Source organism: Falsihalocynthiibacter sp. BN13B15 (assembly GCF_041205415.1).
GTDB lineage: Bacteria > Pseudomonadota > Alphaproteobacteria > Rhodobacterales > Rhodobacteraceae > Falsihalocynthiibacter > Falsihalocynthiibacter arcticus.
In genome coordinates this window covers 1-15,718 of record NZ_JBGFCE010000027.1, presented here as the reverse complement: position 1 = coordinate 15,718, position 15,718 = coordinate 1, and the positions used below count along the sequence as shown (strand labels likewise).

Below are 15,718 nucleotides of genomic sequence, written 5' to 3'. Positions count from 1 at the left end.
AGGCTGAGCAATGGCCTCTGCATTGAAAAATGGCCTGTAAACATTTTTGAGGCTACCAGTGCGGCTCAATTATCTTTGCCTCCTGTGTCATCCCCCCTTCGCCTTAACTGGCGAAGGGGGGGGCGAGCAAGTCGCAAGAGCTAACATTCGCTGCATTGTAGAAAACTGGTAAAGTGGGCTCAGACCCGCCGTTCGCTGCGTTCGGTTCCAACTTCCGCTATGCGGGACAAAGTGTGAATTCGCTGCAACCGCGCCAAGGGCTGTTTTGGCGTGTAGACAAGGAAACTCCGTGTATTCCCTTCGCGGTAAATTTGGCTCGTAACAGGTCACCCGCGAGCCTGTAGCTCCAACCAGTTTGTGAACACTTGCAGTCTCGGATTTACGTTCGGCGTTGCCTCGGACACCACATAGAGACCTTGCGGACGGTCAACCTCAATCGGGCTTAATCGAACGAGGCTACCGGCAGCCACATCCGCTGCGGTCATTTTCAAATCCGCAAGGATCACGGCTTGCCCCGACAGGGCCGCGTCAAACATGAATGCGCGGCTTTCGTACACGATAACTCTCTCAGGATTGGCAATTTTCGACCCTGACGCCTTGGCCCAAGCAGACCAATCTTCGCGCCATCGCCGACCACAGGCCAGTGGTAAGGCTAAAATATCACCTGCTGACAGGGGCATCTGACACCCGTCTATCAATTGCGGTGCACAAACCGGACTGACAACATCGTTGCAGATGAGCACGCTGGACATTCCGTCCCAATCGCCTGCGCCATATCGAACGGCGGCGTCAAAACCGGAGTTGCGAAGGTCAACATAATCGAACGAAAGCGATGGTATGATCTCGATGCTAGGGTGTTGTCTGTGAAAATCAGGCAGGCGCGGTAGCAACCAACGATTCCCGAAAAACGGGGCAATTGTGATTTTCAATGTTCCTGCTAGGTCAGGCTTGCGAGCCTTTGCTACGGCATGTTCGATTGCATCTAATGCCCTTCCCAAATGTTCAGACAGTGCGCGACCTTCTTCCGTCAATTCAATCTTTCGGGTCTTGCGCCGGAACAAAGCGGTGTTCAACTCAAGCTCCAAACCTTTGATTTGGTGCCCAACGGCAGCGGGCGTCACACACAACTCTTCCGCCCCCATTTTGATGCTCTCATGGCGGGCAGCGGCCTCAAAGGCGCGCAGTTGGTTAAGTGATGGCAAGCGTCGGGTCATGACTTATACCTTAGAAAACCTAGGCTATAAGTCAATTTATGATCGTTTGTCAGGTGTGGCCGCCAAAACCTATGCTGTGGATACAGTCCCTTTTTGACGCGACAGGAGGACAACATGACACAAATATCACCCCGACTCCCCCATCACACAGACGACATTTTCTTGACCGATGGCGGAACCGAGACTTGGCTTATGTATAAGCGCGGCTTTGAACTTCCGGAATTTAGCGCCTTTCATCTTCTAAACGACAAGCGCTCAGCGGCCGCATTGCGGGAATATTACACCGCCTTCGCCAATGTCGCCGTAAAACTCGGAACGCCTTTCATCTTTGACAGCCTGACCTATCGGGCAAGTCGGGATTGGGGTGCTTTGCTTGGTTACTCCCCCCAAGGTCTCGCTGAAATGAACCATAAATGTTTTGAACTTTACCGCGAATGCGCCGCAGAGGCTGGTTTGACAGCCGAAAACACCGTTATCAGTGGGTGCATTGGACCGAAGGGCGACGCCTATAAAACAAACCAAGAACTATCAGCCAAAAGGGCCGAAGCCTACCACAGAGAGCAGATCGCTACGTTCAAAGTCGCAGGTGTTGATATCGTCACAGCCCTAACCTTGAACACGACGGCGGAGGCAATTGGCATCGCAAAGGCAGCAGCCGAGGCAGGCATACCGTCGGTTCTTGCTTTTACGATTGAGAAAAACCGCAAACTTCGGAGCGGTGAAACATTGAAACAAGCGATTGAAATAGTCGACGCCGCGACCTCAAGCGCACCGGCCTACTACATGATCAATTGCGCGCACCCCGTCGATTTTGGCCCCGCACTTGCCAGTGAGCCTTGGGCAAACCGCATCCGTGGACTTCGGGCCAACGCGTCGTCGTTGGACCATGGGACCTTGTGCCAATTGGGCCATCTCGACGAAGGCAATCCTGATGAATTGGCGAGCCAGTACGTTGAAATCCGGGCCGCCCACCCGAATATGAATGTGTTTGGCGGATGTTGCGGTACGGACTATGTGCATGTCGAAAAAATCGGACGGGCGCTACTGGCCGCTGCGTAGGCCATCCGAGATACACATCTGAGAATACATCGGCTTGTCCTCTCTGTACTGCCTCAGTTTTTCATTCCGAATGCAAAGCGGCCTTTGGTAGCATTGCAGATCACGTAGCCGACATTGGTACAACGTGCAGCATTTTGCAAAATGGGCTCTTTCCGGACTTTAGCTGCAAAATGAACCGAGGTCGGGTATGCGGACGAAGTGCGAATTCGCTGCAGCTGCGCCAATGGCGGCTTAATACATTTATCGACAATTATGATCTCATTTTCTGTCTGATCTTCAAAGGCTGGGTAAGATCAGGCCACCACCAGCATATTGCCGCCAAGAGACGCCAAATCTCGGAACTGGATTTTCATACCAGCCGAAAAATTGTTTCCCTCCACGCAAATCATCTTGAGATTAGGCGCATTGCGAGCCCATTCCAAGATCGGGCGGGCACCTGCATCTCCAACAGAGCATCCTACAAGTCCCAATTCTGTCATGGTCGCCGGGAAGGCGGTGGCTAATGTGGCAGCACCAACGTCTCCCAATTCAGGGTTATAGCTTGCGCTGAAGGACCTAAGGGAAAGCGCATTTCCAGCATTAGCTCGCAACATTCCGTCCGCTAAAACCTGTGCATCTGCTTGGTTTAATCCTGCGCGCCGCAGATGCAGATCAAATCCGGCCTGTGATCCGATTGCTGCTTCCAACCTATCAGCGGCAGCCAGACAACCAGGCGTTCCAATTGATCGCAGAGCAGTGATAAGATCGGTTGGGTTCATCTGAGCACTTTCGTTTCCTGCGGCTTTGGCCGGCGTGGGCAAGACCGTAGCATAGGTTGCAATACCGCAAACGCCTGCAAACGCAGTTGATAGCACTCTGCGCCGAGACACGCGCGGCGGTTCAAATTTCTGATCTCGCATAAACCTTGCCTCATCAAAAAATGTTATACTCTCGGCCGATGTTCTGGCGGCTCTTAAGGAAAGGCAATGCCCGTCACGTCCTGCCCAACCTCCCACAGCCGCTTCGCAACGCCAGCATCCCGCGCGGAGGCATCGATCTCGCCAATCGCAGGCAAACCGCCCAATTCGCCCGGACCATCTGGCCCATAGTAGTCCCCTTGCATAACATTCGCCCCTGTCGCGGCGAGCAATGTCGGTAGCGAACCCTGCCAAGCCTCCATGAAAGTCATTTTCGCAAGCATTGCAGGATCAACATGTCGTTGCAGTTCCGTTTTTGTGAACCCTGGATGACAGGCGACGGATAGCACGGACGCCTCTTTTGCATCAATGCGGCGCGCAAGTTCCAAGGTGAACAGAAGGTCAGCCAATTTACTTTGGTAGTACTCGCGCTTTTGATCGTAGGTTTTTTCCAGCCGCAAGTTGTCAAAATCAATCTGCGCGCCCCTGTGTGCAATGCTGCTGAGCGTCACAACCCTTGAACCAGCCGTAGATTGCAAACGATCAAAAAGGAGCCCGGTCAGCGCAAAATGACCCAAGAAGTTGACCCCGAACTGGCTCTCGAAACCGTCTTCAGTCTTGCCCGCAGGCGGCATCATCACGCCAGCATTGTTGATAAGAACATCCAGCTTTGGATGGGATATTCTAAATTGTTCTGAGAACTGCTTTACGGACGCCAAACTTGCCAGATCGACAATTCCGGCCTCAACATGTCCAGCCACCCCTTCAGCTTCGATGCTTTTGATGGCTTGCTCGATCTTATCGGGGTTTCGACCTGCTATAACGACGTGTGCACCGGCTTTCGCCAGAGCCAAGGCAGCGTAGTAGCCTATTCCAGAATTTCCCCCTGTAATCAGGATTGTCTTGCCGTCTTGGCTTGGGAGATTTTGGTCAATCCAATGTTGGAATTCTGAGGTCATTTAAGAAGCTTTCTACATTGGGGTTTTTGCCTGTATATCTGCGTAACAGTTCCAACTTTAAATGTCAGCATCTTGTGGTTCACTGCCATTGGTCGTTTCCGCAGCATCCGTTAGAATGGGCTCAGACCCGCCGTTAGCTGCGCAGTGCACTAAGGTCTGGTTTGGGCCGTTCGCACCAGACTGCGGTTCGTTTGAAAGCTGAAGCTGCCTTTTTTCTAACTACAAGTGCCAAAAAAAACACAACATGCATTCTGAAGCGCCGTACTTATCTTTCATCAATATCCGAGCAGAATATACCCGTAAAGTACGCCCCTAGGCAGCCTATCCCCTTCGCTCTAATCGCCGGGGGCTATTATTGCGTTCAAACCCCATGAAATTGCACCGGCGCCTCAGAGCTCCCAGTGCGGCACACCCGAAAATACACCAAAACTTATAAGGCAATCTGATGCCCAAAATAAGTGAGCGTCAGGTGTGCCCCGCCTAACGGCTACGTAATTGACAGAGATCATACCCGTAATTTGGCCGTCAGGTTAGCATGTGATGTCTAGTTTTGAGGGACGTTCACAAAGCTAAATGGAGAATGAGGATGTTTAAGAACACACTTTTCGGTGCGGTATTGGTGGCCTTTGCAGCAAGTGGCGCGTTTGCGGCTGGGGATTTGAGCAGGGCGAACGTGATTACCGTCGAAATCGAGATGGGGACGAATGACGATGGCATGTACTTCAAGCCCAACACGTTCGAATTCGAGACTGGTCAGGCCTACAAACTCAGGATGATCAATGTCGACGAGATCAAGCACGAGGTTTCGCTGAATGAAATGGGTGAGAGGATTTTCACCCGTAAGGTTGAAATCGAGGATGCCGACGGCGAACTTGTGGCCGAAATCAAAGGCTCGGTCCGCGAGGTCGAGGTTGGTCCGCACAAAACGGTGGATTGGTATTTCGTGCCAATTCAGCCTGTCAGCCTGACCGAAATCAGCTGCGAGCTGGAAGGCCACAAGGAAGCTGGGATGCGCGCCGACGCGTCCATCAACTGAGATTTGACCGGGAGAGGTGTAATTCGCGGATTTCTCTCGGTTTCGCTTTTGGGGTATACTCAATCAAGTTCCGAATTGTGCTTTGGCGGTCTCGACGCTTGAAGCAGTGAAGCGGGACTTGTTTCCCAAGCTGGTTATTGATCAGTTCCTGACGCCAAGGGCGGCGTTTAACCTTGAGGTGGAGCAAGGCAAAATGGCTTCGCATCCGCGTGATTCTTTGGAGGGTTGGATGGACGAAATTCTAAATCAGCCGAGCTAGCTAACATAAATGGGTTCGACTTCGGGTGCTCAATAGGCTCAATGCTGCGCCATGTACATTATGTAACTAAGGGCGGATTGCGGACTTTCGCTGCAAGTGCGCGGGCTCTCGGGCAATCTGGCGAAAGCAGCCGTTCAATAAGAGGTCAAATCCACGAATGCTGCAAACGATCTAATGGCGGCAGTGAGCCCAATCTGTGAGTTCGGTTTTCTCGCTGCACGCGCTCGCAGCACAGAAAATGCCGCAATTGCAGAATCATCTGCGCCGCCACGCGGCGGAAAAACCGGCCATTCATGCAATGCGCAGCAAGACAAATCCGTCGAACTCACAGACTGCGGACTAACCGGCCTTGTACGAGCCGCGTGCCGCACCAAACGTGTTTGTTTGGAACAGCCATTTGTTGTCGTGTGTTTTTTCGCTCTGTATGATAGCGGTCCTGTAGAGACATCCGCAGGGTCTGGCGGGTAATGGGAGGCTTACAATAATGGCGTTCACATTACGTCAGCTAAACTACTTCGTGGTCGTAGCCGAACACGGCTCCGTCAGCCATGCGGCGAGAGCCCTGTCGATTTCCCAAAGTGCCATCACCGAAGCGGTAAAGGAACTTGAGGCTGATCTGGGTGTCAAACTGTTCGAACGCCATTCACGCGGGCTGACCATAACGCACGACGGGCATCAGTTTTTACGCCATGCGACGGCGATATTGGGGGATGTCTCTAGCGCGCGGCATGCGTTCAGATCCCAGAGTAATACAGTGTCTGGCGATTTACATCTTGGCGTGACGTCACTGATGGCGGGTTATGTCCTGTCTGATCTTCTGGCGAAATTCCGGCGGGTCAATCCGCAGGTCAACGTGACAGCGATCGAAGACAACGGCGAATATCTTGAGCATCTTTTGATTGGCGGGGAATTGGATGTGGCGGTTATGATCACATCAAACCTTCAGGAGAAAAGTGCGCTGCATGTAGAGATTTTGGATGTCTCGCCGTTCCGGCTTTGGTTGCCATTGGGCCATGCGCTGTCGCAACAAGAGAGTATTACTCTCGCAGATGTGGCCCGAGAACCATTGATCATGCTGAACATGGACGAAATGGAAAAGGAGGCGGTCAATGCGATCTCAGCACTCATGAGCCGCCCCAAAATCGCCTTCCGGACACGGTCAGTTGAAGCAGTGCGGTCTCTTGTTGCGACTGGGGCGGGAGTGGCCGTGCTCCCTGATCTTGTGTATCGTCCCTGGTCGCTTGAAGGTGACAAGATTGAAGCACGTGATGTGTCAGGTGAATTGCCGGTCGTGCAGGTCGGGATCGTGTGGCGCAAGGGATCACCCCTGCCTGATAGCGCCCGAGAATTCATCGCTATCGCGCAGGCCCACCAATCTCAAAAAGGCCATTGATATCGGAAAAATCGATATCACGTTTCTAATTATTGAATTTGTGAATCCAATCAGATGCACGCAGACTGTTGGAAATCCGAACGGCGCAACGACGCCAACAATTCCTAACAGGGAGAACTGCTATGATTAAAACTCTTAGATCTTGTACTGCATTGACGGTCGCGATCGTGATCGGAAGCCAACCAGTTGTCGCACAGATGCTTACCGAAATAGGCGCTGGCGAAGGCCAAGTGAACATCGTCGCATGGCCCGGCTATCTCGAACGTGGCGAAACGGTCGAAACATTTGATTGGGTGACCGGGTTCGAAGAGGCCACCAGCTGTATGGTCAACGTCAAGACGGCCAACACCAGCGATGAAATGGTCGCGCTCATGAACGAAGGCGGGTTTGACCTTGTGACTGCATCCGGCGACGCAAGTCTTCGGATGGTTGCTGGCAACCGCGTTCAACCCGTAAACATCGATCTGATCCCAAGTTGGGGCACTGTAGATGACCGTCTGAAGGAAGCACCTTGGCACTTTGTAGACGGTGTCCATTACGGCACGCCTTATATGTGGGGGCCGAACGTGCTGATGTACTCCACTGAGGTCTTTGACGAAGCACCGACTAGCTGGAACATCGTGTTTGAGGCAATGGACCTGCCAGACGGTGCGCCTAACGCCGGCCGCGTACAGGCCTATGATGGCCCGATCCATATTGCAGATGCAGCCAACTATTTGATGTATCACCAGCCCGAGCTGGGGATCACTTCGCCTTATGAGTTGACACAAGTTCAATACGATGCCGCCCTCGATCTCCTGCGCGGTCAGCGTAAGTTAGTCAGCCGCTACTGGCACGATGCCTTTATTCAAATTGATGACTTTAAGAATGAAGGTATGGCTGCATCTGGGTCTTGGCCGTTTCAGGTGAACTTGTTGCAGGGTGACGGTGCTGCGGTTGCGTCTACCATCCCACAAGAAGGTGCGACCGGTTGGGCAGACACCACAATGATGCACGTTGATGCGGAAAACCCGAACTGTGCGTATATGTGGATGGAGCATTCGTTGGCCTCTAATTTGCAATCTGACCTGTCAGTCTGGTTTGGCGCAAATCCTGCGGTTCCGGCGGCTTGTACGGATGGACGTGGAATGCAAACTGCCGAAGGCTGCACGAAGAACGGGCTTGATGAATTTGACCGGATCAAATTCTGGACCACGCCTGTGTCGTCCTGCGAAAGCCAGGATGAATGCGTACCGTATTACCGTTGGGTATCCGACTACATCGGTGTCATCGGCGGTCGCTAATCACCAAATAGCCTAACATAGCCCTGTCGGACGATCCGACAGGGCACCTTTTTGACCGGATCAAGTATGACAGCAGCAGTTAAATTCAGTGGCGTTTCGCGTCATTTCGGAGATGTTCGCGCGGTCGATAGCGTCGATCTGGATATTGCCGAAGGCGAGTTCTTTGCAATGTTAGGCCCATCGGGTTCTGGCAAAACGACCTGCCTGCGTCTTATCGCAGGGTTTGAAAGGCCCACAGCAGGTACAATCGAGGTGTTTGGTCAAAACATGGGGGACGTCCCGCCTTACAAACGCGCGATCAATACCGTGTTTCAGGATTACGCCCTTTTCCCGCATTTGAATGTAATCGACAACGTCGCCTATGGCCTCATGATCGCTGGTCAGTCGAAATCTGCCCGTCATAAAACCGCGAATGAGGCGTTGGAGATGGTCGCCTTGGGCGGATATGGGCAACGCAAACCATCCGAATTATCCGGCGGTCAACGCCAGCGCGTGGCCCTTGCCCGGGCGATTATCAATAAGCCAAAGGTACTGTTGCTGGATGAACCGTTAGGCGCGTTGGATCTAAAACTACGAGAACAGATGCAGGAAGAACTAAAAGACCTGCAAAAGAAACTGGGTATCACCTTCGTGTTTGTGACCCACGATCAGGGCGAAGCATTATCAATGGCCGACCGCGTTGCCGTGTTTAACGAAGGTGGTATCGCGCAGGTTGCAACCCCGCGTGAATTGTATTTGCACCCACAGACGCCGTTTGTTGCCGACTTTGTTGGATCATCCAATGTGCTGCCTGCTTCCTTTGTCCAGACGATAGTTGGTATCGCACATCCTGCAAGCCTGCGCCCCGAAGCGATTCAGATTACAGCCCAAGGCCACGCAGGCGTCGTGCGCAGCGTGAATTTTCTTGGCAGTGCGACACGCCTGTCTGTGCAATTGGACGCAGCCACCGTCACTGTTTTGTGCCCCTTGTCGGACACCGCGCCCAATGTAGGTGAAACGATCCATCTGTCTTGGGATGGTGCCGACATGCATGTGATGGAGGGTGTAGATGTCTGATACTTTTCTCGGTCGCGTATCAGACACCCTTTGGCGCAACCCGCGCCTGTTAATCGCAGCGCTGCTTGCCCCGCCTGTGGCGTGGCTTGGCATCATCTACCTCGGGTCACTCTTCGCGTTGCTGGCGCAAAGCTTTTTCTCGATTGATGAATTTTCAGGGCTGATCAACTACGAATTTACTTTCAAAACCTATGGCGAATTGTTCAAGGCCTATAACCTCGACATCATCGTGCGCACCGTCACCATGGCACTAGCGGTCACGATCGGAGCTGCGGTCATTGGTTTTCCGGTTGCTTATTTCGCAGCACGTTATGCCCGTGGCCCGTGGAAGGCCCTTTTTTACCTCGGCGTGATGTTGCCCTTGTGGTCCAGCTATCTGGTGAAGGTCTATTCATGGAAACTGATCCTCGCCAAGGAAGGTATTCTGAATTGGTTGTTCGAAACCTTGCATCTCAGCTGGTTGTTGAACGCCTATCTGTCGTTGCCGATCGTTGGGGGGAATTCCCTTTCGGTCAGCACCACCGGAACGTTCCTCGTGTTTCTTTACGTCTGGCTACCGTTCATGATCTTGCCGATTCAGGCGTCGCTAGAACGCGTACCGCATTCGATGCTTGAGGCCTCGGGCGATCTGGGTGCGACGCCAGCGCAGGCGTTTCGCACTGTGCTTCTGCCGCTTGCATTTCCTGGAATCATTGCGGGGTCGATCTTTACGTTCTCGCTGACATTGGGCGACTATATCATCCCACAGATCGTCGGATCTTCCCGCCGTTTCATCGGGCAGGCTGTTTACCAATACCAAGGAACTGCAGGAAACATTCCTCTGGCCGCTGCATTCGCAGTCGTCCCAATTCTTATCATGGGTCTCTATCTTTGGTGGGCCAAACGGAAAGGGGCATTCGATGCACTCTGATCGCGCGCCTATGGGCCTAAAAATTGCAGCGATTGCGGGTCTGGCCTTCATGCACCTGCCGCTTTTACTTATCTTTGTCTATGCGTTCACTACCGAGGACAAGTCCTACCAGTGGCCGCCCCCCGGACTGACGTTGAAATGGTTCGCCGTGACGTGGGCGCGTGACGACGTGTGGGAGGCGCTTTCGCTATCTGTGCGGGTCGCGTCGATCTCAACCGTAATTGCGTTGGTCCTTGGAACGCTATGTGCGGCGGCCATAAGCCGGACAAAGTTCTTTGGGCGCGAAGCGGTATCGCTGATGGTTATCCTGCCAATTGCGTTACCGGGGATCATCACGGGTATTTCGTTGCGGTCTGCATTTAACTTGGCTGATATTCCGTTCAGTTTTTGGACCATTGTTCTGGGCCACGCGACGTTCTGCGTCGTGGTTGTTTATAACAATGCGGTGGCACGGTTCCGTCGCGTGTCTGGGTCTTTGGTCGAGGCATCGATGGACCTTGGCGCAAACAGTTTTCAAACGTTCCGCCATGTGATCCTGCCCAATATCGCAACCGCTCTTCTCGCGGGTGGTATGCTCGCTTTCGCCCTGTCTTTTGATGAGGTTATCGTGACGACCTTTACCGCAGGACAGCAGCAAACCCTACCGATCTGGATGCTCGAAGAACTCGTGCGCCCACGCCAGCGCCCTGTGACAAACGTTGTTGCGATGATTGTGGTTCTGGTCACCTTCCTTCCAATCCTCGGAGCTTACTATCTCACACGGGGCACTGACACCGTTGCCGGCCAAGGCAAATAATTCTCAACAGGAGACGTAAAATGGAAACTAACATGTTGATCGGATCATCCTCCGAGGCTGGAACCGAAATCGAGGAAGCAGTACTGAACCCACGTACGGGTGAAACTATCTTGATGCTGCCCGAAGCAAGCAAGCGCCAGATCGACCGCGCCGTCGCTGCCGCGCGCGCCGCCTTTACCGGCTGGTCACGCACGACGCCGGGCGAACGTTCAGAGAAGCTGCTGGCGATCGCCGATGCAGTTGAAGGATCGCTGGAGGAACTCGCGCAGCTTGAGGCACTCAATTGCGGCAAGCCCATCAATGAAGTGCGCAACGAAGAAATTCCTGCCGTCGCCGATTGTTTCCGCTATTTTGCAGGTGCTGTGCGCAATATGCATGGGCCACTGGCAGGCGAATACATGGCTGGCCATACAAGCATGGTGCGCCGCGATGCCATTGGTGTCGTCGCTTCCATTGCGCCATGGAATTACCCTGTAATGATGATGGCGTGGAAACTAGCACCTGCACTTGCAGGTGGGAATACCGTTGTTCTCAAGCCATCCGAGCAAACGCCCTTATCAGCAATGAAACTTGCGCAGATCATGGCCGCGATCCTTCCCGAAGGCGTTGTGAACGTTGTCGTTGGTCAAGGCTCCAGCGTCGGTGATACGCTGATCAACCACCCCGGCGTGGATATGATTTCGATTACCGGCGACATTTCAACAGGCAAGAAGGTGCTTCAGGCTGCATCGAAAACTGTCAAACGCACGCACTTGGAACTAGGCGGCAAAGCCCCTGTCATTGTCTTTGATGACGCAGACCTCGACCGGGTTGTCGAAGGAATGCGGGCGTTCAGTTTCTACAACGCTGGCCAGGATTGTACGGCTGCCTGCCGCATTTATGCTGGGCCGAAGATTTATGAAAAACTGGTTGCGGATCTTTCTGCCGCCGCCGCGACGATTGCTTACAATCAAACCGACGATACCTTGAACGAAATTCCGCCACTAATTTCGCAACGTCAACGTGATCGCGTGGCAAGCTTTGTGCAACGTACAAGCGAGCAAAAACACATGGAGATCACAACAGGTGGCAGCTCGCCCGATGGCCCCGGCTTCTACTATAAGCCAACCGTGATCGCGGGCGCGCTTCAGACCGACGAGATTGTGCAACGCGAGGTATTCGGCCCTGTCGTGTCGATCACCCGGTTCACCGAGGCAGACGAAGCGGTGGGGTGGGCGAACGACAGCAACTACGGTCTAGCATCATCGGTCTGGACACAAGACGTTGGCAAAGCCATGGAGGTGTCCGCGCGGCTTCAATATGGCTGCACTTGGGTCAACACTCACTTCATGCTGACCAATGAAATGCCCCACGGTGGCGTCAAACAATCGGGCTACGGCAAAGACATGTCGATGTACGCGCTCGAGGATTACACAGCGGTGCGCCACATCATGATCGCGCACTGAAACCACGCACCAAGCGGTGAACATTAAAAACCGGCACGAGGGTGCCATTGCGCGCGAGGATGCGACGTGAATGAATGGCCGGTCTGGGGAAGTTTGCCGCACCGCCGAAATTCCAGTGCCGCAGTCGCGAAGAGTTTCTGCGTGAGCGAAAGCTACACCTGCACAAGGCCGGTTTGTCCGCAGTCTGTGAATTCACCGATCACTCGATTCTGCTGGCGCAGCGAAAGTCCGGTCTAACGGGCCGCACTGCGGCATTATCGAGGGTAGGCGAACGGCAACAAAGGGCCGTTCACGACATTGATGGGCGAGTGAGTTGGCCTAATTGCTGAATCACGCATATTTCGGTAATAAGGGCGGATAGCGGCCTTTCGCTGCGGCATGCATAGAGGTCAGCTATGCGGACAAACCCGCCGTAGAAATCACGAAGGTCAATGACCGCTTTCGATTAGGTGCAGATGCAGCAAAAAGCATCACGAGCGTAAAGCACACATTCGATGCGGCAGAAATTTCCGAAATCCGTATCTTCAATGCGCTTATTAGTCGAAAATTGCGCGAAAGCTCTCTCTGCGTCTAATTGCATTTCGGTGTCCTTTTGTCGAGCTTAGACACACGAAGTCGTTGACGCACAAAAAGCTAGCTAATTCGATTTAAGTAGCCATCACCAAAGTCCATCAATATGATCTGCCTTGCGAAATTTGTTCGGATACCCAACGCAACAACAGAATTCATTTGGAAAAATTTCTATACTCTGATCTAGTTGAGAAATCTTGAAACGAAGGACAAATATTGAAGCTAGATATACACGAATTGATTGTGGTTGGCTCGGGCCCCGCCGGGTCGATGGCTGCATTCCATGCTGCCAAGATGGGAATAAATGTCACGATTTTGGATCGAGCCTCCTTTCCTCGGGCTAAACCTTGCGCAGGTGGCCTTACGGCCAAAACTTTGGCTCGACTTCCCTATCCCATTAACGAAATCGTCCAACATGTTTCAGATGAGATCAACCTCACATTAAGATTGGGCGAAAATGTTACGGTTTCAGCTGCCGGGCTTATTTGCGCCTTTGTCGTCCGGCAGGACCTCGATCAGCTTTTGCTGGAAGGCGCGAAAAAGGCCGGTGCACAATATCGGCAAATAAACTCCATTGAGCAATTATCGGTTAATTTGTCGAGTGTTTGCTTGACGATAAATCAGAACGAGAAATTGTCGGCGAAATATTTGATTGCGGCGGATGGAGCCAACAGTCAAATTCGCCGAATGGCAAAACCGAATGGGTCGTTTTCAAGAGGTTTTGCGGTCGAGGGCACCGTGGATCGATCCCTTCTATCGACAATGCCAGAAATGGAGTTAAATTTCGGATACGTGGAATTTGGCTACGGTTGGTTGTTCCCTAAAGGCGATCATGTCAACGTTGGTTTATTCACTAACCGCCAAGACATCCGATTAGGCAAAGATATGCTTCGCGCCTATTCCTACGCGAAGCTGGGCACCGACAAAGTCAGGGGAATCGTAGGGTTTCCGCTTGGATTTGGTGGAAAATCCTATCGTCAAAATCAAGAAAGAATTCTGTTTGCGGGTGACGCCGCTGGCATGGCTGAACCTCTTTTAGGCGAAGGTATTCACAACGCAATCATGTCGGGCGAATTGGCAGGAGTTGCGGTCGCTAACGCGCTTAGGCTCGGGCAACCCGCCAAAAATTCATACCACGCATCGCTGAGGCCCATTCGACGAGATCTTGTACGCACTGAACTGGTGTCAAAAATTTTTTACGAGAATCTGGACCGAGGGGGCTATAGCATGTTGAAAACGCGCGCCATCAGTTCCGGTCTGATAAAAGGTTTTGCCGCCGGAAAAACGTTGAACGAAGTAACCAACAAATTTGCGGCGATGTTTTGGCAAAAGCCTCTGTTTACAAAAAGCATTCTGAAATCAGAACTACCTTGAAATGGAGTGAATTTGGGCTCCCAAAACGCTTGGTCCGATTCGCGGTCTGATTCTGCCTTTGTCTGCGTAAGACTACCGGCATAGGGTCAATGTTCAGGATTGGTTACAACCGGGTTGGCGAATGCCATTGCGACGCCGACCGCCGTAATCGCGACAAGAAACGCCAGCCAAACAATCGTATTCGTCGCTGACCAGTCGATGTTGTGAACCTCGCGATCAACAATCACCAATCCTAGGATCGACGACGCACCAAAGACGATCTCCATCACGCCAGCCGCCATCAATTCGGCTCGCGTTGCACGTTTGGCCACCGTTAGCATCATCACAAATCCGGTCAAGAACACTGCGCTGTAAAGCTGGCTGTGAAAATGATCGAGGCGCCACGGGAAAAGGCCGCTAAAGAAGTCCGGGGCCGCAATCAGGCCCACGCCGTAAACGCCGAACAGAACCGCCGACACCTGAAGCGAGACCCGCAATTTCCCGCTCGTCGCCTCAAGATGGTCGCGAGGCCACTTACGATACAGCCACAAATGATACGCAGCGCTGGCGGGCAGCGTGACATAGAGGGCAAACCAGATCCACACCTGCCATTTCGCAACGTTAAAGCGGTCGATATGATAGATAGACGCCACCAAAACGACGAAAGTAAATGTAAAGATCGCAGGCAACACAAGTCGCGTTGGCGACCAGCGACCAGACACATACATCAACGCAACTGGTACCATCGCGCTAAGATAGATACCCCCCAAGAACCGAGCATTGAACGGCGCGATTTCCCAAGCCCATAGTGGGCGCAAGTACTGGGGCAGAAAGAACAAACCAAATCCGACGACCACCAAAACGGCGGCCTCGACAAAGGTAAAATTTCTCAGGAAAGACGAAATTTCGGGGTTGTTTGATGCCTGATTCATGATCTGATTCTATCCGCTGTTGGGTAAGACACCAAGGTTTCTTTTTCGCATCCGGTCAACCTTCTCGCACGTGGGGGCAAGGTGCCAAATACAAAGGCAGATTTTCGACTTCTTCCCGAAAGTTAAATCATGACCGGAATCACGATTTTACAACCGGATGGCTGACGTCGTCAAAATTACCCGCGATCTAGCCGAACCACAGTCGATCGCATCGGGTTGTGTAGACTTGCTACACAGAACAGAGTTGCCGCTCTGCATCCAAAACGCGCCAAAGGGTTCTTTCGTGGAACTGCACCAAAGAGTCGGTGAGCAATGGAAAAGGGCGAGATATCATCGGTTGTTTTGTAGGTTTTCCGATACCCGACATTCGCCGCAGTACAGAAAATTGGAAAAGTGGGCTCGCAGCAGTCATTCGCTGCGGCATCGGCGAAGGTCCGCTTAGGGCCGTTCATGTCGATCGACACAAAGGGCGGAAAGTGTGAATTCGCTGCTTGTGCGAGGTGAGATCGCGTCAACGGCAAGAGCCGACATTTAAATAGCCGCGGATCGGGTGTTCG

General features: G+C 52.7%; 13 protein-coding genes. 9 read left to right on the top strand and 4 right to left on the bottom strand.

Annotated features, from left to right (window positions below; all coding sequences use genetic code 11):
- Nucleotides 1-326 precede the first annotated feature (326 nt).
- The gene (locus AB9F26_RS21390; RefSeq protein WP_369769040.1) at nucleotides 327-1,214 is read right to left on the bottom strand and encodes a LysR substrate-binding domain-containing protein; all 888 of its coding nucleotides are present in this window, start codon (nucleotides 1,212-1,214) and stop codon (nucleotides 327-329) included.
- A 114-nt stretch (nucleotides 1,215-1,328) separates the two neighbouring features.
- Here AB9F26_RS21390 and AB9F26_RS21385 point away from each other — a divergent pair, with 114 nt between their 5' ends.
- Nucleotides 1,329-2,273: a homocysteine S-methyltransferase family protein gene (locus tag AB9F26_RS21385; protein ID WP_335586657.1), complete on the top strand. Its 945-nt coding sequence runs from the start codon at nucleotides 1,329-1,331 to the stop codon at nucleotides 2,271-2,273.
- Nucleotides 2,274-2,566: 293 nt separating this feature from the next.
- Here AB9F26_RS21385 and AB9F26_RS21380 read toward each other — a convergent pair whose 3' ends face one another.
- Both AB9F26_RS21380 and AB9F26_RS21375 read right to left on the bottom strand, forming a co-directional pair.
- Nucleotides 2,567-3,172 carry a hypothetical protein gene (locus tag AB9F26_RS21380; RefSeq protein ID WP_335586658.1) on the bottom strand — a complete coding sequence of 202 codons (606 nt, stop codon included), beginning with the start codon at nucleotides 3,170-3,172 and terminating at the stop codon, nucleotides 2,567-2,569.
- Nucleotides 3,173-3,225: 53 nt separating this feature from the next.
- Entirely contained in the window at nucleotides 3,226-4,128 is a 903-nt protein-coding gene (locus tag AB9F26_RS21375) for an oxidoreductase (RefSeq protein ID WP_335586659.1), read from the bottom strand.
- Between the two features lie 586 nt (nucleotides 4,129-4,714).
- Here AB9F26_RS21375 and AB9F26_RS21370 point away from each other — a divergent pair.
- The 8 genes from AB9F26_RS21370 (at nucleotide 4,715) to AB9F26_RS21335 (ending at nucleotide 14,250) form a co-directional block, all read left to right on the top strand.
- Nucleotides 4,715-5,164 carry a hypothetical protein gene (locus AB9F26_RS21370; RefSeq protein WP_335586660.1) on the top strand — a complete coding sequence of 150 codons (450 nt, stop codon included), beginning with the start codon at nucleotides 4,715-4,717 and terminating at the stop codon, nucleotides 5,162-5,164.
- Nucleotides 5,165-5,907: 743 nt separating this feature from the next.
- Nucleotides 5,908-6,816: a LysR family transcriptional regulator gene (locus tag AB9F26_RS21365; protein WP_335586871.1), complete on the top strand. Its 909-nt coding sequence runs from the start codon at nucleotides 5,908-5,910 to the stop codon at nucleotides 6,814-6,816.
- A 122-nt stretch (nucleotides 6,817-6,938) separates the two neighbouring features.
- The gene (locus tag AB9F26_RS21360; protein ID WP_335586870.1) at nucleotides 6,939-8,099 is read left to right on the top strand and encodes an ABC transporter substrate-binding protein; all 1,161 of its coding nucleotides are present in this window, start codon (nucleotides 6,939-6,941) and stop codon (nucleotides 8,097-8,099) included.
- Between the two features lie 66 nt (nucleotides 8,100-8,165).
- Nucleotides 8,166-9,155 (top strand): ABC transporter ATP-binding protein, encoded by a 990-nt coding sequence (locus AB9F26_RS21355; RefSeq protein WP_369758150.1) that lies wholly within the window; start codon nucleotides 8,166-8,168, stop codon nucleotides 9,153-9,155.
- Nucleotides 9,148-10,065, top strand: a complete 918-nt coding sequence (locus tag AB9F26_RS21350; protein WP_335586868.1) for an ABC transporter permease — start codon at nucleotides 9,148-9,150, stop codon at nucleotides 10,063-10,065. Before AB9F26_RS21355 ends, AB9F26_RS21350 begins: the two co-directional genes overlap by 8 nt.
- Nucleotides 10,055-10,861, top strand: coding sequence for an ABC transporter permease (locus AB9F26_RS21345; protein WP_335586867.1), 807 nt, complete (start codon nucleotides 10,055-10,057; stop codon nucleotides 10,859-10,861). The genes AB9F26_RS21350 and AB9F26_RS21345 overlap by 11 nt, the downstream gene beginning before the upstream one ends.
- 20 nt (nucleotides 10,862-10,881) lie before the next feature.
- Nucleotides 10,882-12,306: a gamma-aminobutyraldehyde dehydrogenase gene (locus AB9F26_RS21340; protein WP_335586866.1), complete on the top strand. Its 1,425-nt coding sequence runs from the start codon at nucleotides 10,882-10,884 to the stop codon at nucleotides 12,304-12,306.
- Between the two features lie 786 nt (nucleotides 12,307-13,092).
- Entirely contained in the window at nucleotides 13,093-14,250 is a 1,158-nt protein-coding gene (locus AB9F26_RS21335) for an NAD(P)/FAD-dependent oxidoreductase (protein WP_369769039.1), read from the top strand.
- Between the two features lie 86 nt (nucleotides 14,251-14,336).
- On the opposite strand, the gene AB9F26_RS21330 is transcribed toward AB9F26_RS21335, so the two are convergent.
- Nucleotides 14,337-15,161, bottom strand: a complete 825-nt coding sequence (locus AB9F26_RS21330; RefSeq protein ID WP_369769038.1) for a hypothetical protein — start codon at nucleotides 15,159-15,161, stop codon at nucleotides 14,337-14,339.
- Between the last annotated feature and the right edge of the window lie 557 nt (nucleotides 15,162-15,718).

Coding starts and splice junctions, on each gene's coding strand:
- AB9F26_RS21390 (WP_369769040.1), bottom strand. CDS start 1,214: ATGACCCGACGCTTGCCATCACTTAACCAACTGCGCGCCTTTGAGGCC.
- AB9F26_RS21385 (WP_335586657.1), top strand. CDS start 1,329: ATGACACAAATATCACCCCGACTCCCCCATCACACAGACGACATTTTC.
- AB9F26_RS21380 (WP_335586658.1), bottom strand. CDS start 3,172: ATGCGAGATCAGAAATTTGAACCGCCGCGCGTGTCTCGGCGCAGAGTG.
- AB9F26_RS21375 (WP_335586659.1), bottom strand. CDS start 4,128: ATGACCTCAGAATTCCAACATTGGATTGACCAAAATCTCCCAAGCCAA.
- AB9F26_RS21370 (WP_335586660.1), top strand. CDS start 4,715: ATGTTTAAGAACACACTTTTCGGTGCGGTATTGGTGGCCTTTGCAGCA.
- AB9F26_RS21365 (WP_335586871.1), top strand. CDS start 5,908: ATGGCGTTCACATTACGTCAGCTAAACTACTTCGTGGTCGTAGCCGAA.
- AB9F26_RS21360 (WP_335586870.1), top strand. CDS start 6,939: ATGATTAAAACTCTTAGATCTTGTACTGCATTGACGGTCGCGATCGTG.
- AB9F26_RS21355 (WP_369758150.1), top strand. CDS start 8,166: ATGACAGCAGCAGTTAAATTCAGTGGCGTTTCGCGTCATTTCGGAGAT.
- AB9F26_RS21350 (WP_335586868.1), top strand. CDS start 9,148: ATGTCTGATACTTTTCTCGGTCGCGTATCAGACACCCTTTGGCGCAAC.
- AB9F26_RS21345 (WP_335586867.1), top strand. CDS start 10,055: ATGCACTCTGATCGCGCGCCTATGGGCCTAAAAATTGCAGCGATTGCG.
- AB9F26_RS21340 (WP_335586866.1), top strand. CDS start 10,882: ATGGAAACTAACATGTTGATCGGATCATCCTCCGAGGCTGGAACCGAA.
- AB9F26_RS21330 (WP_369769038.1), bottom strand. CDS start 15,161: ATGAATCAGGCATCAAACAACCCCGAAATTTCGTCTTTCCTGAGAAAT.